This window comes from Candidatus Woesearchaeota archaeon (assembly GCA_016928155.1).
Classification (GTDB): domain Archaea; phylum Nanobdellota; class Nanobdellia; order Woesearchaeales; family JAFGLG01; genus JAFGLG01.
Genome location: JAFGLG010000001.1, coordinates 1 through 21,567, shown reverse-complemented (window position 1 = coordinate 21,567; position 21,567 = coordinate 1). Strand labels below are relative to the sequence as shown.

19 protein-coding genes and 1 tRNA gene are annotated in these 21,567 nt (G+C 44.6%); 6 read left to right on the top strand and 14 right to left on the bottom strand.

All coding sequences use genetic code 11. The features are described 5' to 3' along the window. Nucleotides 1–171 precede the first annotated feature (171 nt). The 5 genes from JW968_00100 to JW968_00080 all read right to left on the bottom strand — a co-directional run bounded on the left by JW968_00100 (nt 172) and on the right by JW968_00080 (nt 3,710). Nucleotides 172–2,352: an EAL domain-containing protein gene (locus tag JW968_00100; GenBank protein MBN1385362.1), complete on the bottom strand. Its 2,181-nt coding sequence runs from the start codon at nt 2,350–2,352 to the stop codon at nt 172–174. Between the two features lie 180 nt (nt 2,353–2,532). Then, nucleotides 2,533–2,674 (bottom strand) — tRNA-Glu (locus tag JW968_00095). 40 nt (nt 2,675–2,714) lie between these two features. Further along, nucleotides 2,715–3,191, bottom strand: a complete 477-nt coding sequence (folK, locus tag JW968_00090; protein MBN1385361.1) for a 2-amino-4-hydroxy-6-hydroxymethyldihydropteridine diphosphokinase — start codon at nt 3,189–3,191, stop codon at nt 2,715–2,717. A 34-nt stretch (nt 3,192–3,225) separates the two neighbouring features. Next, on the bottom strand, nt 3,226–3,450 hold the full coding sequence (locus JW968_00085; protein ID MBN1385360.1) for a DUF1858 domain-containing protein: 225 nt from the start codon (nt 3,448–3,450) through the stop codon (nt 3,226–3,228). Further along, nucleotides 3,450–3,710 carry a ferredoxin gene (locus JW968_00080; GenBank protein MBN1385359.1) on the bottom strand — a complete coding sequence of 87 codons (261 nt, stop codon included), beginning with the start codon at nt 3,708–3,710 and terminating at the stop codon, nt 3,450–3,452. Before JW968_00080 ends, JW968_00085 begins: the two co-directional genes overlap by 1 nt. 104 nt (nt 3,711–3,814) lie before the next feature. Between JW968_00080 and JW968_00075 the strand changes: the two genes are divergently transcribed. Further along, entirely contained in the window at nt 3,815–4,735 is a 921-nt protein-coding gene (locus tag JW968_00075) for an FAD-dependent oxidoreductase (GenBank protein MBN1385358.1), read from the top strand. Nucleotides 4,736–4,754: 19 nt separating this feature from the next. Here the strand turns inward: JW968_00075 and JW968_00070 are convergent, their stop codons facing one another. The 5 genes from JW968_00070 to JW968_00050 all read right to left on the bottom strand — a co-directional run bounded on the left by JW968_00070 (nt 4,755) and on the right by JW968_00050 (nt 8,370). Further along, nucleotides 4,755–4,934, bottom strand: coding sequence for a hypothetical protein (locus JW968_00070; protein MBN1385357.1), 180 nt, complete (start codon nt 4,932–4,934; stop codon nt 4,755–4,757). A gap of 92 nt (nt 4,935–5,026) precedes the next feature. Next, complete coding sequence (locus JW968_00065; protein MBN1385356.1) at nt 5,027–6,052, bottom strand: hydroxyacid dehydrogenase; 1,026 nt, start codon at nt 6,050–6,052, stop codon at nt 5,027–5,029. 3 nt (nt 6,053–6,055) lie between these two features. Next, on the bottom strand, nt 6,056–6,277 hold the full coding sequence (locus JW968_00060) for a hypothetical protein (protein MBN1385355.1): 222 nt from the start codon (nt 6,275–6,277) through the stop codon (nt 6,056–6,058). 6 nt (nt 6,278–6,283) lie between these two features. Next, entirely contained in the window at nt 6,284–7,129 is an 846-nt protein-coding gene (locus JW968_00055) for a TIM barrel protein (protein MBN1385354.1), read from the bottom strand. Continuing rightward, nucleotides 7,126–8,370, bottom strand: coding sequence for a hypothetical protein (locus JW968_00050; protein MBN1385353.1), 1,245 nt, complete (start codon nt 8,368–8,370; stop codon nt 7,126–7,128). The genes JW968_00055 and JW968_00050 overlap by 4 nt, the downstream gene beginning before the upstream one ends. A 154-nt stretch (nt 8,371–8,524) precedes the next feature. On the opposite strand from JW968_00050, the gene JW968_00045 reads away from it, so the two are divergent. After that, nucleotides 8,525–8,719 carry a winged helix-turn-helix transcriptional regulator gene (locus JW968_00045; GenBank protein MBN1385352.1) on the top strand — a complete coding sequence of 65 codons (195 nt, stop codon included), beginning with the start codon at nt 8,525–8,527 and terminating at the stop codon, nt 8,717–8,719. Nucleotides 8,720–8,906: 187 nt separating this feature from the next. Here the strand turns inward: JW968_00045 and JW968_00040 are convergent, their stop codons facing one another. Further along, nucleotides 8,907–10,670 (bottom strand): tetratricopeptide repeat protein, encoded by a 1,764-nt coding sequence (locus tag JW968_00040; GenBank protein ID MBN1385351.1) that lies wholly within the window; start codon nt 10,668–10,670, stop codon nt 8,907–8,909. Nucleotides 10,671–11,191: 521 nt separating this feature from the next. Between JW968_00040 and JW968_00035 the strand changes: the two genes are divergently transcribed. Continuing rightward, nucleotides 11,192–11,341: a hypothetical protein gene (locus tag JW968_00035; protein MBN1385350.1), complete on the top strand. Its 150-nt coding sequence runs from the start codon at nt 11,192–11,194 to the stop codon at nt 11,339–11,341. A gap of 217 nt (nt 11,342–11,558) precedes the next feature. On the opposite strand, the gene trxA is transcribed toward JW968_00035, so the two are convergent. The 3 genes from trxA to JW968_00020 are packed head-to-tail and all read right to left on the bottom strand — an operon-like array spanning nt 11,559 to nt 12,925. Beyond that, nucleotides 11,559–11,891, bottom strand: coding sequence for a thioredoxin (gene trxA, locus JW968_00030; GenBank protein MBN1385349.1), 333 nt, complete (start codon nt 11,889–11,891; stop codon nt 11,559–11,561). Between the two features lie 4 nt (nt 11,892–11,895). Continuing rightward, a complete protein-coding gene (locus tag JW968_00025) occupies nt 11,896–12,360 on the bottom strand; it encodes a hypothetical protein (protein MBN1385348.1) in 465 nt (154 codons plus the stop codon). 7 nt (nt 12,361–12,367) lie between these two features. Further along, a complete protein-coding gene (locus JW968_00020; protein ID MBN1385347.1) occupies nt 12,368–12,925 on the bottom strand; it encodes an NYN domain-containing protein in 558 nt (185 codons plus the stop codon). 263 nt (nt 12,926–13,188) lie between these two features. Here JW968_00020 and JW968_00015 point away from each other — a divergent pair, with 263 nt between their 5' ends. The 3 genes from JW968_00015 to JW968_00005 all read left to right on the top strand — a co-directional run. Continuing rightward, nucleotides 13,189–13,353, top strand: coding sequence for a hypothetical protein (locus JW968_00015; GenBank protein MBN1385346.1), 165 nt, complete (start codon nt 13,189–13,191; stop codon nt 13,351–13,353). A 47-nt stretch (nt 13,354–13,400) separates the two neighbouring features. Beyond that, nucleotides 13,401–13,736, top strand: a complete 336-nt coding sequence (locus tag JW968_00010) for a hypothetical protein (protein MBN1385345.1) — start codon at nt 13,401–13,403, stop codon at nt 13,734–13,736. A gap of 152 nt (nt 13,737–13,888) precedes the next feature. Beyond that, nucleotides 13,889–21,567 (top strand): right-handed parallel beta-helix repeat-containing protein (locus JW968_00005; protein MBN1385344.1); only part of this gene is annotated, 7,679 nt, incomplete at its 3' end.

The window sequence follows — 21,567 nt, the reverse complement described above, 5'->3', positions numbered from 1 at the left end:
TTCTTCTTCCATCTTCTGGAGCTTCTTTTCATTATGACATCTGGTTTTTTGATGCTGTTTATAAAGGTAACGAAATTTGGGTTCAATATCAAGATCTGATGCCATGGAATCCTGATGCTTTAGTCCTGATGAGACCAGGATCTTATGCTTTATTTATAAACAATTGTTTCCTCAAGAATCAGTGAACCCTGCGATAGGGATGGGTTTTTTGATAAGATATCCTTGGCCAAGGTCAAATCCTATTTTCTCTGCTGCACCCAGCAATGCCGGGGTTTCAAGTCCTTCTGCAACAGTCCTTATATTATATTCCTTTGCTGCTTCAACCACATCTTTGAGCAATCTTGTGCCGAAGTCCTGTCCTGGCATGGCCCTCATCATGACATCTTTATCAACTTTCACCACGCTGACAAGCCCCTGTATCCTGAACAGGTGTCTCATCTGGTGATTTTCACTTCCATAATCATCGATGATTATCTTGAATCCCAGGCCATGCAGTTCTCTGATGTGTTCCTCCAGGCTGTCCCAGTCTTTTGTGGCGACCGTCTCTGTGAACTCGAGCCCTATCATCCCAGGATCAGCCCGGTGTTCAGATGTCTTCTCCTTGATGTATCTGACAAGATCTGAACTTACTGATCTTCCGGATATGTTTATGCTGTATGCATGCCCGTTCCTGCTTTGGATGCCTAAAACCCTGTCGATTGTCCAATGATCCAGCGGCGTGATCATATTGATATGCCTTACTTTTTCTGCCCTTCCGATGAATTCCCCTGGGGTTATTAATGTCGTGTGGCCGTCCTCTTCATGTATCATCCTGACAAGCACTTCGACCCATTCAGTCTTGTACCTGAGGCCTCCATTATCCCTGATGATCGGCAGGCATGCTACTGGTTGTCCGTAAAGCACAAAATTGTCATCAGGATTCTTTATTGCCTGGGTATAGATCATGTAGATCTGCTCATTCTCCAGATATCTGATTAGGTTTTCATCGTCTGGATTGAATATCACAGTCGTCTTGCTGCTGTCTCTCCCGTAACTGATGAGCAGCTCTGCAAGGTTCTTTATCTCAGATGGGCTCATGTCTCCTGCCACAGGGACTGCGCCTATGGTGTACCCAAGATTGTCAAATACCAACTCCCCTACATTGTATGTCGGTCTGGTGATTTTCTGCAGGGCCTGGATTATCCTGCCTGTTTCATTTACCCTGCATCCTGGCAGCAGGATGCCGAACTTGTCCCCACCGAGACTGAAAAGCCTGCCTCTTCTGTCAAGGGCTTTCTGGGCATCTTCTGCTAGGGTTCTGAGAAGATCATTCGCCCTTTCGTGTCCCACGCTTGCATTTATCTCCTTGAACCCGTCTATATTGAGCCCAAGGTATGTTGACTGTCCTCCGGCAGCCAGTCTTGCGATCTCCTCCGGAAAATCTTTGCTGATCATCCTGTCGAAATTCGGGAGCTGTGTGACCGAATCTGTGTACAATGCCTGCTGCTGGCTCTCGATAAGGCGTTCCTTCTGTTCGAGCAGTTCCCTGACAGCTTCCTGGGCCTTCACCTTTTCTGTTATGTCGACAGCAGTCCCGTGCAGCCCGATCACCTTGCCGTCAGGGTCGAACAGGGGTGTGTTGATGACATCGAAGATCACGTTTCCAGAGGCACCCTCGACAGTCACTACCCCTCTGTTATATTTTCCTGCCAGGCCCTCCTTCAGCCCGCTGACTGCCTGAGGATAATTTTTGTACATCTCAATGGCTGATGTGCCCAGTACCTGTCCCGGCTTCAGGCCGAGCTTCTCCAGCGCCTTCCCTTCAGAGAGGATGAATATGCCTTCTTTGTCTGTCGAATACATGATGCCTTGGAAATTTGCGACCACTGCATGCAGCCTCTCTTCGCCTTCTCTCAATGCAGCCATCAGTCTTGTCTGTTCTGTGACATCCTGTATCACCCCGCGGTATTCCGGCATGCCCGCGTGATTGGATGACCTGGTTGTTGTCAGCCAGCAGTCTGGCGTGCTCCCGTCTTTTTTCCTGAGCCTTGCAGGGTATCTGACAACCTCTCCTTTCTGTTCAATCTCAGATATGAACGCTCTCCTGTCTTCAGGATTCGCCCAGAGGTCCCTGATATTCATCCCAAGAAGCTCTTCTCTTGTATATCCTGTGAATGATTCCATTGCAGGATTGAAATCTGCCAATCTTCCGTCTGGTGTGCTGAAATAGACAGGGTTGCCGAGGTCCTCGAATAATTGGCTGTATTTCTGGCTGTGGCTTAACGCAAGCTGGATCCTTTCAAGAAGTGGGTGATCTGTGCCATGCATGGTCTCAATTATGTTTTTGAGCAGGGATTCAAGATCGTCTTTCATCTATAATCACTCGTTTTTTGGTAAAAGGAAGTGTGTGATGTTTATATGCCTTTGTAATATTAACCCGGTTTTAGTAGAGCTTTGTCTTTCGTCAGGTATCAGTGAAGAAATCTGCATGATCCTGCTCAGTCTCCCTGCTTTGTTAAAAATGAGAATACTCTGTTAAAAATCAAAATACCATGCCCCGTCCGGGAATTTCATTGTGAAAGATCTTCTCTTGTCACGCTTTTGAACCCGAGTCTTCGGATGTTTTTGATATGAGGCAGCAAAGCCTCATCATCTCGAAAATCCGAAATGATTGGCCGGACTACACCAACGGGGCATTTGTCTGGAAAAGAAGCCGGTTAATTTATAAATTTTACCTAAAGCGCTTGGATCCTGAGAACCATCTTATCATCAAGCTCATAGGAGCTTATCTTCTTGTTGTGCAGGGGATGCACAAAATCCGGTTCAATCTCAGCGAATGGCACGAGGATATGGTTCCTTTTGTGGAGATTGGGGTGTGGTATGACTATCTTCTCGTCTACCAGTATGAGGTCGTCGTAGAACAGGATGTCGATGTCTATTGTCTTATGCGACCTTAAGAAAAGCAGTTTCTGCTGCCTCAGCTGCTTCTCTATGCTCTGCACGAACTCAAGCAGCTTGTAAGGGTTGAAGTCTGTGTGTATCTTGAGGACGCAGTTTATGAAATGTGGCGCTCCCTCATCTTTAGGTTGGGCCCGGTAGAGGCTGCTCTTCTTCAGTATCTTGCAGTGCCTGGAGATATGCGAGATTGCCTCATCGATATGTTTTTTCAGATTTCCGTCATTTGTGCCCAAACTCAAGTAAGCAATGGCCATTTGTCCATCCCGCTCAGAAGTGATATTTAAATTTTTACTTTTTTCCCTTATCTTTTTGCGCTGCCTTGTTCAGCGCATCGACAAACTCATCAATCTGCGCATCATCCATCCCATGCGCCCTGGCGCCCATCTCAAGCGTCTCAAACCTGGCAGCTGCACATCCGATGCAGTGCAGTCCGTGTTCAAACATGATATCTATCGTAGAAGGATACTTTGTTGCTATCTCACCAAGATTCATCTCTTTTGTTATCAGTACCATCATTCCACCTTCTCAACTTTTATCGCTTGGGCCGGGCAAGCGGACTCTGCTTCCTTGGCTTTCTCGTACTTGGCTTTGTCATAATATGTCCCGTCAAGCTCCAGCACCCACTTGCCGTCCTTCTGGACAGGTTTCGGGTCATCATTTATCAGGTCTGCTTTGCCGTCAGAGACGATTTTCCAGTGCTCTGGATCGACGACTTCGCATGCTCCTGCACCTATGCAGCTTTGCCTGTCGAATGTTATGATCATCTTCACCATGTTATTGTCATTTTCTTGGATGGGTATATAAATATTTGGCAGGGATTTGCCGGCAAACCATCAAATTTATAAAAATTGGGCTGAAAATGTGCTGAGGTGGTCTCATGGAATATGATTTTATTGTGATCGGGGGCGGCGTCACAGGATATGCTGCTGCAATGTATGCCGGAAGGATGAACCTGAAGGCCTTGGTGATTGCTGAGTCTCCCGGAGGGACGATAATTCTGACTGATGTTGTCGAGAATTATCCCGGGTTCAAGAAGATTGCGGGTATCGAGCTCGCTGACAGGATCAAGGAGCATGCCCTGGATTATTCTGTCGAGATGAAGAATGAGCGGGTTGTTGAAGTCAGCAGATCAGGAAAGGGATTCAATGTCAAGACAGCTTCTGGTGAGTATCTGGGGAAGTCTTTATGCTTTGCCACAGGCGCAAGATGGAGGGAGCTGAAAGTGCCTGGCCATGACGAGTTCAGGAACAAGGGTGTCCATTACTGCGCGCTCTGCGACGGCTTCTTCTACAAGGGCAAGAGGGTAATAATTGTCGGAGGCTCTGACTCTGCTGTCAAGGAGGCGCTGCATCTTTCTGAAGTGGCGGATGAGGTCTTCATTGTCTATAGGAAGCCTGAGCTGACAAGGCCTGAGCCGATAAATATGGCAAGGCTGAAGAAGGCGCAGAATATAAGATATATTTTCAGCACGAACATCACCGAATTCAAGGGAGACAAGTCCGGGTTGACCTCTGTGGTCTTTGACAATGCTTTCAATGGATCAAAGGAGTTCCAGGTCGATGGTGTCTTTGTTGCAATAGGTGCCGTCCCGAATTCAGATATCGCAAAGCCTCTTGGTGTCGAGACAAATAAGAAAGGCGAGATCCTGATAAACAGGAAGTCAGAGACAAATGTCCCCGGTGTCTTTGCTGCAGGTGATGTGACCGATTCCGGATTCAAGCAGGCCATAACAGGTGTTTCAGAAGGGGTGACTGCCGCTTTCTATGCGTTTGAGTATGTCGGCGAATTGGATCTCTAGAAGAATCCGGGATAGGCATTCAGAATTGGACTGTGCCCTTGTCTCCGTGCATGTGCGGGTCATCGACTGTGACTTCGACAGGCTTCTGGAGTATCTTGTTTTCCAGCACTGCCTTGCTTCTTCTGCTCACATTATAGCTGGAGTTTATGTTCTCCATGAATCTCCTGTTCCAGTTCAGTTCAAAACCCAGGTATTTCATGGAAAGGAGGATGCATAAATTATATATAAATGTTACCACCAGTAAGATACAAAATTTACTATGATGATTTAGGAAAAGAATAAAAATAATGCTTATTTATGCAATTTTACGAGATTTTCAGGCTTCTTTTGCTCAAAAACGATTAAATTCTGTATTGAAGTGTTCAATATCCTCATCAATGCCTCCTGTGAATTGAATGCATTGTGCGGTGTGAACACCACATTCTCATTATGCAGTATCTTGAGATCCTTCATGACCTGTATGAGCCTCTCGTTGGTCTCTTCCTTGTGCAGGAGTTCCTTCTCTTCCTTTATGAGCTCTTCACCTTCTATCACATCCAGGCCTGCCCCTGCAATCTTCTTGTCAAGCAGGGCTTTCAGCAGCGCGTCAGTGTCAATTACGCCTCCCCTGCTTGTGTTGACGATAATTGCGGCGGGCTTCATCTTCTTGAATGATTCCTCATTCACCAGATGATGAGTGTATTTGTTGTACGGCACATGCAGTGATATTATGTCGCTCTTCGTGAATATATCATCCATTGTGGCATAATCGAATCCTATGACCTCCGAGAGGAACTCATCCCTGTGGAGATCGAATGCAAGCACTTTCATCCCGAATCCCTTGGCGATCCTTGCGACATGGAGTCCGATGTGTCCGCAGCCGACAACACCGATGGTCTTGCCTTTGAGGTCGAATCCCTCCAGTCCTTCGATCGAGAAATTGTCATTCAGTGTCCTGACATAGCTCTTGTGCACCTTCCTTGAGAGCGAAAGTATCAGCGCGAAAGTATGCTCTGCCACTGTGTTCTCGCCGTAGAATGGGACATTGCAGACAGTGATCCCCCGCTTCTCGCACTCCTCGAGGTTGATATGGTCGAATCCTGTGCTCCTTGTGGCAGCAATCTTCAGGTTCCTGAGCTTGCCGAGCACCTCTGGGTCGACTCTCGAATAGATGAACACAGATATCCCGTCGACATCAGCGACCCTGTCAGCGTTCTCTGCTGTAAGGGTCTCCCTGAAGAACAGGAGCTCATGGCCTTTCAGGTTGTCCCTTATGTGCTCCTCTTCCCCTTCCTTTATCTCAAAAAATGCGATCTTCATAATTGCACCTCTTTTTATGCTTCAATCATCGCAGTTGCATGAATCTGCACTGTGCTTGTGTTCAAGCTCTTTCTCATGCTCATGTAGGTAGTCCAAGACATTCTCCAGCGGATTATGCTCTTTCCTGACCTTGTATCTCCTGAACCTGCAGTCCTTGTGCTTCTTCCTGATCCCTTCAGGCAATGTCTCTGAATTGACCTCCAGACCGCAATGGCCGCACCTCCATATATATTTTTCCGTCATATCATATCATCCTGGCTTTTCATATGTCCTTTTCATGAGCAATGCATCATCCTCTATGTTAGGACTCTCGCTGATGACGACGCCGGCTGCCTTGAATCCCTTGAGCGATTCCAGGACAGCCTTATAGTTGAACTCTGATTCCTTCAGGACAAGGTGGTTCCTCTCTCCTTTCGGCCCGTAATTCATGCCGGACATGTGTATGTGCATGTTCTTCAGTGCCTGGCTCCCGAGGCCTTTCTCGATCTTTGCAAGCGCTTCGCTGAAGTCATCTCTTGAATTCACCTTGCCGATGCTCCTGGCAAAAAGGTGGGTGAAGTCCACGCAAGGGAGGACATTTTCGAGGTCCTGGCTCAACTTCACTATCTCATCCACATCGCCGAACTGCGTCGCCTTGCCTGTCGTCTCAGGCCGGATCCAGATATCGATGCTCTCATCCTTCAGCCTCCTGATGACTGCTCCGAGGTTCCTCTTCACTGTGGCATAAACCTTCTGATTTTCAATATTCATATAATAGGCAGCGTGGAATGTCATGGAATCCGCACCACAGAGATATGCAATCCTGGCGGCCTTGAATATCCTGTCCATGCTCGCTTCTGTCTTCGCCTTCTCCAGCGAGTTCAGGTTGATGAAATACTGCCCGTGGCAGGTCAGGAAGACTCCATTCCCAATAGCGGCCTTCTTCACCGATGGTGCCTTGTTCTCTTTGATATTGACCTGTCTCACAAATTCCAGCTCCATCGCAGAGAGCCCAAGCTCCTTCACCCTTGCAATCCCGTTCTCTGTCGTCCTGACTTCAGTCGAGAGAGGTATGCCTGCAGTGCCGAACATGAGTCCCGGGTATGCTTTCCTCATCTTATCTTCACCCTGAAACGGTATGCACCTGCCTCATAGAGCCTGAGCCCATTGCTGAATGCATCATTGCAGTCGAGCGCATATGGCATCTTGCCCAGGTCCAGGACTATTGCGCTGGATGGTATCTCTCTTCCGTTGGCATCTGCTGAGATGAGCTCGAAGTATCTGTCTACATCGATGGGTATCTGAGCATCGTACTCAAGCACGAGATCGATCACGTGGTATCCCTGCCCAAGATCCGCAGGGATCGGTGCAGAAAGGTCAGATTCAGCCTCTTTTCCGTCGATAAAAAGCCTGAGCCTGTGATCTGTCCCTATCCTGCTGTCATACTCAAACCTTATCATGCCCAATTCCTGCCATGATATGTCAACAGCATCAGGTATGCATGCTGTGCTCCTGTAGCCTATATCCTCATAATGATAGAGGCTGTCTGCCGCATATATCCAGAAGTGAATGCTCTGCCCGCTGTCCAGCGCCACTGTCACCTTCGCCTTCTCGAAATCCTGGTTCATCACAGCCTGCTTGAAGAATGTCTTCTTGGTATGCCTGCTGATCCTTGTGCTGAACTCGTCGATGACTTCAGGCCTTTCTTTGTTCCCATAATGCTCCAGGAATCCTTCAGCCTGCCTTTTCAGGTCAGGATCATCACTTATGCTCTCCAGGAATTCTGCTGCAGGGACAGTGATATTCTCAAGTTTGGATATGGTCTCCTTCAGCCGTGTCAGGTTCTCTGTACAGTCAATCTGGAACTCGTCGATATGCCTGAGCGTCTCATGCCCGATCTCCTCAGCGCCGCCGAAATAGCCGATAGTCATCCTCACCCTGTATTCATTCTCATCTTCCTCATCATTGTCTATGCGGAATGTGAAATCAACTGCATTGCCCTTCTCGGAATATTTCGGATAGTCTTTCATGTCAATGAAGTGCAGATCTGCATGATGTTCACTGCTCTCCCTCATGATTGCCGGGGCAAATGAGATCAGGATGAGGATGATGATAATGAGCAGAAGCGGTGCAAGAGGAAAATCCCTCCTTTTCTTTGGCTCCAGTTCAACGACCTTGATTCCGGGAGCAAGTACAGCCTGCTCCTGTCCTGCTGCCTTGTTTACTGATGAATATCTGCTTTCTGCAGTTCTGGTTTCAGTTCTCTTATTGATCCTCTTATCAGTTCTCTTATTGGTTCTCTTATTGGTCCTATTATTAGTCTTAGCGCTCTCTTTCACTCTCTTTTTCCCTCTCATTCTCAGACCTTTATAAACAACTTGCAGGCCTGCTTTAAATGGGTTTCGTCAGATTGTCCAGAAGCCTAGGCCTATAACTCAGTGATAATAAAAGTTTATATAATGGAACATATTTTTAAATGTAAATTTTTAAATTTAAAAGAGGTGTGGGGTAATGGGCCAACAGGAGATTTACGATTTTTTGAAGAAGCATCCTACTAAATGGTTCACTTCCCGCGAGATTTCTGAGCAGATTGGCATCTCTTTGGGTTCTGTCACAATGAGCCTGAAGAAGCTGAGGAAGTCGAAACTCATCAAGTTCAGGATCTCAGGAAAGAGGAACCAGTTCGAGTATTCATTCAAGAAATGAACACTGAAGATTTTTTTCTGTTTTATCAGAATTATGTTGTTGTATCTCTATCATCAAACTGAAGCTAATTGATATCCCAAATTGGGACAGGTTTCTTATGACCTGTGTTTTTTCATGCATGATAGGTTTGGACATGAGCAAAGGTTCTGTCAGTTGAAGAATATTTTTACAAGCTGTTAATTTTCAATTATGAATCATTCAAACCAACAAGTCTTCTCGTTGAATCATATTTTGATAGATCTCTACTTAGGGGATATGGCGTATTTTCTACAACATCTTTGATGTCAAAGTCCCAGGGTTTGTCAGAAAGCATCTTATGGTATTGTTCAGTACCAATAATTTCAATCACCTTTCCATGCGATTCTACTCTCTCTTTCATCTTAGGATTAGATATTATCATTTTTAATAATTTCTTTGTGGTCATGAATTTACTAGGAAAAGCTGTCAAGAACTTATCGTAATCAACATAAAAGTTCATGGTTGTAAACATGAAATTGAATATATCTTCCCTTGCTTGATTCAGACCCTCGGGATTATCACTTGCTTTTGCCTGCTGATAATCTTCCACCAACCAATGTAGCAACAAAACATAATGTCGCTGTAGCTCTTCTGAGTTGTACAATGATCTTCCGGTATTACTTTTTGATGTATTATCCATATCCTGAGATAATATCTCTTGCATTAAATCCGTATTTCTGAAGCCAAACTCTATTGCATATCTATACAATTTGTCTTTCAATTGTTGTTCTTCTGCAGACAGTTTCTGTCCTTCCGGGAGCTTGTCTTCTAGGCTTGATCCCCACATAACCATCATCTGAGCAATAGCAGAAGAATCACGAATTCCTCTATAACCAGAAAAATCAGCTTCGTAGTCAAATGATGGGGTCATGTGATATCTCTGGAATTCCCAGAATTTGTCACTAAAATCAGTCGGAAGAAATTCCTTAAATGCTTCAATTGCCTCATCATATCTGCCAAGTTTAAAAAGGGTCTTTCCTTTGTACATCAGCGCTTCAGCATGTGAACCTTTGTTTTTTCCATGTTTCTTCTCATGTTCTCTCTGTAATCTTTCCAATAATGGCAATGCTTCATTATATTTTTCATCAAAATATAACTGAATGGCTTGGTTTCTAAGCAAGAGATTATTAGCATCAACATTCATCCTTAACATCTCATTAATTGTTTTTGTTCTTTTTATCAATGTCAAAGCCTTCTCCTGCAGACTTACCTTATAATTATTCATATATGCCAAGACTAGGGTATGACAAGAATGACTTCTATAATTTGTAAATTGTTGCACCAATTCAGCTCGATTACCCTTAATTGGTGTTTCAATCTTTATCGCATGATATTTTTCCTTTCCTTTGATGAAGACTACCGGGACAATATGGTTTCTATGCTCCTCCACATTACCTTTCTTTTCTCCATTTATTGTTATTTCCCGTGTAGGAATCTCATATGCTCCCACTTTAAGCCCCACCGCATTGCCAAATGCTAACCATAGCAAGGTATTTTCCAGACACACAGCAGGAACTTCTCTATTTTTCATGGCATATTCAAACAATTCCCTTGCATTTCTTGCTTCAATCTTGTTAGTATCATAATACATCCTGACTGGCCGGGTTTTTTCAATAATCACCTTTTTTTTGGGTTTTGAGTTGCGAATAAAATTAAGTGCACTCGGAACTTCTATCTCCACCTGTCTTTCAATAGTATCTTCACTAGAAAACAGATCTATCAGAGCTTCCAGCTTCTGAACATCAGTATTCATATCCCTTATGTATTTTACATGCCCAACCATCTCTTCAGTGGCCCCAAATGGATTTTCCATCTCTTCAGTCCCAAATGCGCTAGCAACCTGTGAAAATGCTTTAGGGTCAAATCTGTCCGGGTTTATGACTAGACGAGAAATATCATCAAGTGTTGGATATGTCGATATATCTAATACCATGGTGCTATTCGCTATTGAGTTTGTATTTATATATAAATCTTTCTATTATGTTACTACTATTAAGATGTAATAATCGGATATAGGGGAGATTTTTTCCTTAATCTGTTCACTAGAAAGGACTTCGTCCAATATCAAGGAAAACCACTTAGACGAGATAGAAATTCTGGATCACAAAAAAAGACAAAAATATTCCTATAAATTTACTGAGCATTTGAATTCAAAATGTGCTGCAGTTGTTGAAGTTGGTCCCATATTTACAGACATGAAGGCAATCTGAAAATAAGATATCATCTGTTTTGATAATTTTTTAAAGTGATTTTGTTTTCTGCAATTATTTTTCTACTGCTTATCATGAAATCCGATGCAGGACTTATGTGAAGAACTTATGTGTGGGACTTATGTATATCCTTACCCTTTGGGTTATACCTGCCTTTTGTTGAGTATATATGTTTGGGGATAGATAGACTGTTTCCGCTAAATTTATATACCTGATACCTAATCCTGCGATTGGGGGTGTTTTGATGGTATTAATGGATGAAAAGGTATACTTAGATGAGTTAAAGCTGATTTCCGAGGAGCTTTTGATCTCTGGTCTTGCGAAAGACAGGGCAGAGGCTGATGAGACAGCCAAGCAGTGGCTGAATTCTGTAAAGAACGATATTGTCTTCTGATTTTTTCTTGCTTTTTCTTTTCTTGTGCTTCTGGATGGACCGGACCTTTACTGCTTCGCAGCATCCTCTGACGACGCGTCTGCCATTACAGAAAATCCAAGAGGTTCTGGCCGGATCCGCAAAGCAAATCCTGATAAGACATGTCATCCCCTCCTGAATTTTCCAGCAAATAGAAGTCCAGGGCAAAGAAAGCAGAATTAGCAAAAAAAGATAAAAATCACATATTTATCTTCGTGAGCGCGATATCGAGTTTCCTTCTCATGTCTTCCATGCTCTGCGATCCGACAAATCTTTCGACCTCTTCGCTGTCATTCACCAGTATGAAGCAGGGTATCCCCCTGACGCCGTATTTCGCGCCGAGCTCTCTGTTCTCGTCGGCATTTATCTTGACGAATTTTATCTTGTTTGTGAATTCCTTTGACAGCTCTGCGAATACAGGCCCCATCATCTGGCATGGCCCGCACCATGGCGCCCAGAAATCCATCAGGACCGGCATTTTCTCGTTGGCGACCTCCTTCTCAAAATTGCTCGCATTCACTTCTGTAACCATATTATCACCCCATGAATCTGTATTTTTCAGGCACGATCCTGAATGCCACCAGCTGCAGTGCCTTGCTCTCTGCAACCTTGATGATGCCCTGTGTGTTGTGTATCTGCTCATTGACCTTATCGTTGTCGTCGATGGATCTCGCCTTCTCGAAATATTTCAGGGCTTCCCACGGATAGTTCAGGTTGCGCAGGCAGATGCCGTAGAAATAGTGGCAGTAGTAATCCTCAGGATCTATCCTGAGGAGTTCTTTCAGCAGGCATATGGCCTCTTCATGGTCATGCAGGCCCATGCTGATGTATGCCCTGAGCAGTCTAAGTCTGGGATTCAGGGGTCCGCCCCCTGATTGGGATATAAGCCTGTCTGTCTCTTTCCTCGCTCTGAGCAGGTCAAGCTTGACGATGCTGTCGAATACCTGCTCTGCGTCAGGCACGCCTTCAAGCTCTTTCCTAAGTGAATCCTCGAAATTCATCTTATCCTCATTTTCTCAGCACTTTGTTCTTGAACGGCTCCAGATCGATGAAATCGTCAGCGACCTCTTTGAGCTTTCCGCTTGTCGAGCTCCCGAATGCGATCACTTCAACCCTGCAGCCCATCGCCTTCTTAAGATGCTCCACAAGAGGTATGAAATCGCCGTCACCGCTCACGAGGACAGCGACATCAAGCTTGGGGGCAAGCTCTATCATGTCGATCGCGATGCCGACATCCCAGTCCCCTTTCTTAGCGCCTCCCGGGAATATCTGGAGGTCCTTTGCCTTGACCTCGAAGCCGATGTTCCTGAGGGCTGTGCGGAAGTGCTCCTCTTCCTTGATATCTGTCTTGATCACATAAGCTATTGCCCTTATCAGTGACCTTTCTGCTTCTGCTATCCTGATGACCTGTTCGAAATTGACTTTCTTGCCATAAAGATTCTTTGCAGAATAGTACATGTTCTGGATGTCGACAAAGACGCCGACCCTCTGGTCGATCCTTTTTCGTGCATCTTTCTGCGATTTATTGACCTGTCTGTCGATTGATTTATTGGTTGGTCTGTTCATTGGTTTGTTGGTTTGCCTGATTGGTTTATTTGTTGGTCTGTTCATTGGTTTGTTGGTTTGCTTGATTGGTTTAACCATTGAGCTATTCATTGAGTTATCCATGATATCACCTTTTTTTGTGCTTCAGAATCTCATTCTTTTTAAATATTGCTTATGGTGTCTTCTTCCCTGGATAGTTGCAAATCGGTGCTATTCTTTGCTGGCCTGATCTTTGAGCATGATTGTGGGTAAATTATATATACTCCTCACCCATTATGATCCTCATGAGATTCTGCAAGGATGAGGAGTTCTGGATGCGGAAGTTCATGCATAACATTAACTCCAGCTACAATGTTTCAAAGAGATCGAAGGTGGTGCTCGAGAACAGGATAATCCAGAAGCCTGTCGAGACCACCATGGAAAGCACTCACTATCCTGAGAAGAAATGACCTGCTAGAGACTGGATAAGTCTAAGAAATGCAAGAGGTGGTATTTTATGGCAAAAAAAGGTAAGGCGAGATTAGGGGTCTGGGCTTTCTTGGTCGGCCTGATTATTTCAATTGTTGTGCCGTTCTTCGGGGCAACATATTTTGCGACATGGGTGCTGGTCCTTGGTATATTGGGTATAATTGTCGGGCTGCTGAACATCACAGACAGTGAGATATCACTGTATCTGATAGCATCGATCACATTCATGATTGCAGGAAGTTCGCTCCTCACTATCTGGAGCCACTGGTACTTTGACCTGTTCCTGAAATATGTGGTCAGCTTCGTGGCGCCTGGTGCAGCGATCGCATCATTGAGAGCCTTATATGATGTTGCAAAGCATTGAGCACTCCAAAGTGCTAATTTTTTTTGATTAAATATTTATGATTTTTTTCTGGATATTTTTAAACAAAGCAAAACCTTTAAATATGATCTGCCATAAATGAATTTAAATTTTTTGGGGAAAACCTCATCTGAGGTTATTAAAGGGGTGTGGAATTGCAGAAAAAAAGACGTGATAGAGTCTTATTTATTCTAGTATTACTAATCTTGATACCCTTCTTCGCTTCCCTTGTCTCTGCGCAATGTGTCACGCCTGATCTTGATAATACTCTTGTTGATCAGGACATCATACTATGTTATGATACTTACTACAGGAATGACACAGACCGGAACGGAGTATTCAATTTCTCAGTGGATGATGTTGTGCTGGACTGCAACGGCTCATCATTCATAGGCAATGGTTCAGGATCCGGATTGTTCATCCTTGAACAGCACAATATCACTGTGAAGAACTGCACATTTGCCAATTATACCCACGGAGCTAATCTGGAGAAGGCAAATGATTCTGCTCTCCTGCATGACAGTTTCTTCAATAACAGCATAGGCATGGCGATCCCTGAGGCTCTCAGGCTGCTTATCCATGATAACCATCTGACAGACAATTTCCATGGAATGAATATCACACATTTGTCAGACAGTGCCATCAATCATACAGATATCTCAAATAATAGGGGCAGAGGCATCCTGACAAGCGACATGAACCTGACAAACATAACCGGCTGCACCATATCCGGAAACAAGATAGGCATTGATCTCCAAGGCAACAATAATACAGTGAAGAGCAGCCACCTGTACGGCAATGACCTCATTGGGATAATGATGGCCGGTCTGACATACAACAATATATTCTTCCTCAACAACTTCACTGACAATCACGTGCATGCCAACAGCACTGTGCTTGAGCCATTTCCTATCTCAAACCGTTTCTTTGACAACTCCACAGGAGTCCCGCACGGCAATTACTGGGATGACATCAAATCTGTAGATGTGACAGACAAAGACCTGGATGGTTTCGGCGATTCAGGCCCTGAATACCCTTACAATTCCTCATATGGCAATGTGGTCGGCAATGTTTATGACTATGGTCCGATACTTGACTGGAAAAGGGCGACTAACAATCCTCCTGTGCTTTCATCATCTGTGCTGGCAGGCTTATACCTGACGAACTACACACATGAGAACCTAACCCTGTCCGCCGATGGGTATGATATCGACGGTGACAACATAACCTATTTCGGTGAGTGGTACAGGGACAGCGAGATATTCGTCGCAGAGATGTGGGATGCGACATACAACAGCGGAGGCACTGATGATTATGCGTGGGGCATCGCTGTGGATCCTCTTGGCAATGTGTACACAGCAGGAGAGGTGTCTGTCGGTGCGACACCAGATTTCCAGATCGTAAAATATGACGCTGGAGGGAACATATTATGGACCGAGGATTATGATGGCGGTTATGATGACAGTATCTATGCAGTCACTACCGATGCGGCCGGCGATGTCTATTTCACAGGAGAATCCCATAACGGAACCAAGTACACAATGCTGACCTTCAAATACAACAGCACCGGGGATTACCAGTTCAATATGACATATGACAGCGGGGGCAGCAATAATGATGTGCCAACAGGCATAGTTGTCGATTCAGAAGGTAATATCTATGTTGGCGGATTTTCATACATAGACGGCACAAACAAAAACGATTTTGTGATATTCAAGTATGATGATACTGGCAGCTATATCTGGGATGTGAATTTTGACAGCGGCGGGCAGGATTATGCGTGGGATCTCGCAATCGATGATTCAGACAATCTCTATATCTCCGGGGGGGCAGAGACCGGCGGAGACTCAGATATCCTGGTTGTCAAGTACAACAGCAGCGGGGATTATCAGTGGAATGCGACTTATGACAGCGGCGGAGAAGATGATTACGGCTGGCGTGTCGATGCTGATGATTCAGGGAATGTCTATGTCACAGGCCAGGTCAATGGCAGCGGAGATTATGACATCATCACTGTCAAATATGGTCGTGGGGGGAATTATAATTGGGATGTGACCTATGACAGCGGCGGAGATGATTATGCAGCAGGTTTAGCAGTCGACAGTCTAGGCTACATATATTTTTCCGGAGTCTCAGATCTTGGTGTCAGCGACAATCTGATGACTTTCAAGTATAATGATGAAGGCAAACAGATATGGAACATCACCAAAGCCGGAGGAGGGGAGGCATGGGCTACAGAGGTTGATGCTTCAGGAAATATCTATGTCGCGGGCTATGTTGCATCCGGTGTGGATTATGACCTTTCCACTGTAAAATACAAAGACGGCTTCATCAGCGATAACAATCATGACGGGGTTGCCCTGGCAGACACCCTGACAAGCATATTCACATCTGCAGGCGAGACATGGCAGGCCTGTGTCACACCTTATGACGGATATGACCTTGGAATTGAGGTGTGCAGCAATGAGGTAACAATCAGATCATGCATGGCCCCTGTACTCGATAATACCCCACTCACAGGCGACACTGTACTGTGCCCCGGGACTTATCCCATCAATGACACAGATGCCAATGGGATCTTCAATTTCACATCTGATAATATAATATTGGACTGCAACGGATCTCTTATTATAGGTGGGGGAGGGGCCTCTGATGCATACGGCATTTATGCTAACGGTCTGAGCGGCATAACCATAGAGAAATGCAACGTGACTGATTACAGTCCGGCTATTTTCCTGAATAATACAAATAACTCAAGGATACTAAATTCATTGGGGAACTCTTCCTGGGAGAGAGGCATTTTCATTCTGTCAAGCTCAAATAATTCCATTGTCAATTCAACTGGATATGCTGCTGAAAGCTATGGGATCAGTCTGGAAGCAAGCTCGAACAATTCAATACTCAACTCTACAGGACAGGCTTCAAATAATGATTATGGGATATATTTGGAGGATAGTTCTTATAATAAGATATTCAATTGCACTGGAATTGCACAGGATCAAGGATTGATGCTTGATTACGGTTCTAATCATAATAATATTTCTGGCATGATTGCCAAAGCTGGGTATTATGCAGTGGAGTTCTACAACAGCTCTTATAATGTGATTACTGATTCACTCATGAATTCAAGTCCTAACTATGATGCACTTTACATTGGGGATGCCTCCAATTACAACACCATCATCGGCTCAACAATATATTCAAGTGAGAGGTGGGGTGTTGAGATAATTAGCTCCTCAGGTACAGTAATCAGAGATTCAGACATCCATGCCAATGGCCGCTATGGTATTTACCTATATAATGCTACGGGGGCCAATTTCACTAACCTGAGCGTAGGCGCATCATATGATGTAATCTATGATGGGTATGCTACAGATAACAGGTTTGCTGATATCACTATTGATAACAATCAGCTGTCATTTTTCGGTCAAAATTTTAGTCTCAGCAACATAACTGACGTTCCACCTGATCCTATCGGTTATCTTAACATTAGTCATTATCTCAATATCACGAACACTAGTGGTGATTCCTGGATTTACATCAACTTCTCCTACAACGAATCAGACTTGGGTGGTGTTGATGAATCGACTCTGCAGATATGGAAGTATAACTCATCGGCAGGAGAGTGGATAAATGATTCTTTCTTCGAGTCAAAGGGTGTTGACACCTTGAACAAAGTGGTCTGGGCGAACATCACCTATTTCGGCAGCCTCTTCGCGCCGATGGGTGTGGAGTTTGGACCGTGTTTGAATATCTCTAATCTGAGTGCCAATGGTATAACCGACAATTTTTTGATTAATGCCAACACACTCATCTGCCCAGGCACATATCAGGTGAATGACACAGATGAGAATGGGATCTTCAATTTCACAGCCAATGACACAATCCTGGACTGCAATGGATCAAATTTCATCGGGAATAATCATTTTGTGGAAGGTGTGGCTTCGCGCGGCATAGGTGTTCGTCTCACGGACAGGTCAGGTATCGAGCTCAGGAGCTGCAATTTTGATTATTTTAACTATGGGATACAGATCACTGGTACCAGCTCCGGTAATTATCTGCATAACAATTCAGTGAATAGGAGCAGAACTCTTGACCTTTCTATCGATGTGAATGCTCCTGTTGGTATATGCGGCAACAGGATAGAGAACAACACAGGCTCTGGTGGCTATCCTCTGTTGTTCTATAACAATACTGTCAATTTGGCAGATAAGAGGGCTTCAATGATGGTGCTGTGCAATGCTGACCACTCAATCATCAATAATGTCACTGTGGGAGATTCAGGAGCCCTTGCGAACAATCAGCTGGCATTGATATATACAGATAATGCCACACTGACAAATATCAACTCATCCAATAATTTTTATGGCCTGAATTTTGTCAAATCAGAGGGAAACAGGATATCAGACAGCATTTTCATGGATAATTCCCAGCATGATGTCAATAGGCTTTTACAATCATCTCATCAGAATCTGACAAATGTGAACGGTTCACGCGGAAAGCCAATAGGGTGGTACAATTATTCTGTCAATCTTGCTGATATGGAGTTCTCACAGCTTATACTGAATTATGCAGATTATTCAAATCTCACCAACATAACAGTGAGAGGCACTGATTTAGGTATCAATAACGGGCTGTCTCTGTACCATACTTCCCATGCAACCCTGGACAGCATCAATGTATCAAGGACCAGGGCAGGGCTCGTGTTAACAGATTCCGATTACAATAACATTTCAGATTCATTTTTTTATGGCAATCACCGGCCCATCTATATCTTTACAGGTTCAGATAACAACTCGATATTCAACAATACCCTGTTAAGCAACACTAATGGTTTGTTGATAGGCACAGACAGCGGAAACAACACAATATTCTTCAATAATTTCTCAGGCACGAGCCGTGTGCATGCTTCATCAGGTGATTCATCAAATATGTTCTACATAAATGATGGAGGTGTATTCAAGGGCAATTATTGGAGTGATGTATTCACCAATCTCCTGCTTATTAATGATTCAGACAGCGATGGTTTCGGCGATTCAGGAATAGAATATCCCTACAGTCAGGCGAATTATGGATATGTGGGCAGTCTTGTGGTGGATAAGGGGCCGATATTGGGGCTTGGTCACCAATACCCTGCTTGCAGGACTCTTAGAGGGGATAATGTGTATCTCAATGAGAACACAGTCATCTGCCGTGATGATTATATGATTAATGATACTGATGACAATGGTGTAGTCATTATAAACACTTCAGACATATTTGTCGACTGCAATGGATCCTCCCTGACAGGGGGGGATGATACAGGAAGCAAAGGGTTCTTCTTCAGGAACAGCAGCGTGAATGTGACTTCCTGCACCATAAGCAACTACAGCCAGTCTGTCTATCTTGATGATACACAGGATGTGATGCTTGTGGATTCATCCTTCAATGGGACTGTTGACGATGTCTATTCAAATGCCAGCTCTGTCATGACGAATCATCTCGTGAACTGCTCATTTGTGGACCTCAATACAGATGGATTGTCCTCAGCGAATGTCTCGTGGTATCTTGATGTCTCTGTGAGCAACTCATCAGGTCCATTGCCGGGAGCGAATGTCACTGCAAGAAACAACATTGGTTCCAAGGTGTTCGATGAGCTTACCAACTCATCCGGCCAGATAGCAAGGAAGATCCTGACTGAATACATAAAGAACAGCACAGCAACTGTCTATCAGACAAACTATACTGTGGAAGCCTCTTCCATTGGTTATGCTGCCCAGTCCAAGCAGCTCAACATAACAGGGTATGCTGAAATGACCTTCATAATGTCAGAATTCTTCCCTCTTACTCTTGTCGACTGGTACACAGGATATTATGGCGACAAGTGGTTTGCAGGCGGGGAGAATGAGACTGTGACCCTGGTATTTGAGAACAATGCATCCAACACCGCCTCTTTCAATGTCACGACAGTGTGGCCTGACAATTTCACCATCAATATAGGTGAATATTACCACTGTTCCTTGAGGCCTCTCGGCGGCGGAGTGACAGCAAGCATCGATCCGAGATGGATAAAATGCGAGGCGAATGATACGCAGTACTATGTCGAGCCGTCTGAGACAGGCAACTTCACCTTCACTGTGACTGCAAGGAACCCAAGTTATGATAAGGAATATGAATGGAACATCACAGTCAATGATAACGAGACTTTTTCAGAATACAGGGCGGGATTCAATGTATCAGTGGATGTAGAATACCCAGGATATCCTGCAGCCCTGACCCACCCTGATTTCGATGATACAGCTGTCTTCATAAACTGGAGCGCAGGTGTCGATACTGGCTCAGGTGTGGGTTATTACAAGATATATATCGACGATGTGCTGAATGCCTCTACACCGGACAACAGGACCAATCACACCCTTTCATTGGGCGATGGGAACCATTCGATAAGGATAGCCACTGTGGACAAGGCTTATCACGAGAACATGAGTCCCATCCTCGGTTATACCTTTGTCGATACTACGGTGCCGGTCATAACCCTGCTCGACCCAAGCCCTGCAAACCAGACTTATGCACAAGATACATCATATATATTCAACTGGAGTGTGGCTGATAACCAGGATAATCTGCTGGACTGCGGCCTCTACATCAACGGCGCACTGAACAGCAGCCATCAGACAGCCAACAATTCCTATACAAACACCACAGTCAGCGGATTTGGTGATGGCTACTATCAATGGTATGTGAACTGCACAGACAATGCGGGCCAGTGGGGTGTTTCAGAGACAAGAGTGTTCACTGTCGACAATCAGGGCCCTTCAGTCAGTCTCTGGTATCCTGACAATGAATACTACACAAATGACAATCTCACATATTTCAACTTCACAGGATCTGACAGCCTGGATGAGACGCTCAACTGTTCGCTCTACCTGGATGATTCCCTCTATTCAAACAATGGGTCAGCAGAAAACGGTTCTGTGACAAGCCTGATCCCTGAGAGTGAGATACCTGATGGGAAATATGAGTGGTATATCAACTGCACTGATTCTGCAGGCAACACTGTGAAATCAGAAGTGAGGAATATCACGATAGATACAGTCGCCCCTTCTATCCATTATACTGACAGTCCGCCGGACAATTTCAATACTTCACTCAATAATGTTGATGTCGAATTCTATTTCAATGACTCATTGAGTCCAAATTCCTCATGTTCAATGCACGCTTCTGCAGGACATGAACTGACTATCTTCCATGTCCTCAACTACACAGATACAAATCTTTCAATAACCATCATGCCCCAGGGCAATCATGTATACAACATCTCCTGCACAGACCTTGCAGGTAATGTTGGGCATGGCACAAATCGTAATATTGAAGTGGACTGGACACCTCCAACTGTGGTTCTTAATTCTCCTGGTAATGATACATACTCTCAAGCAACAGAATATTGGATGAATTGGACAGCTTGGGATAACATAGATCCTCTCCTGCAATGCAGCTTGAATCTGAATGGATTGCCTCCTGCCCCACCAACACCAACTGTTAACAACTCTTGGGCCACAGATGGTATAGGTGGTCTCTCAGAAGGATTGCATTATTGGAATGTTACCTGTTATGATAATGCTTTGAACTCTGACACCAGTGTGACATATCGGTTCATAGTTGATTACACGAATCCACTTGTTACAGCATTAGGTCCTGTCAACAGCTTCAACACATCAGACAACACAACTGATTTCGGGTTCATCTATACTGATTCCTTGAGCCCTAATGCATCATGCACTTTGCTGTTGGATGGAATCCAATATGGCCAGAATGTTTCTGTCTGGAACAACACTGCAACAAACATAACCTCATC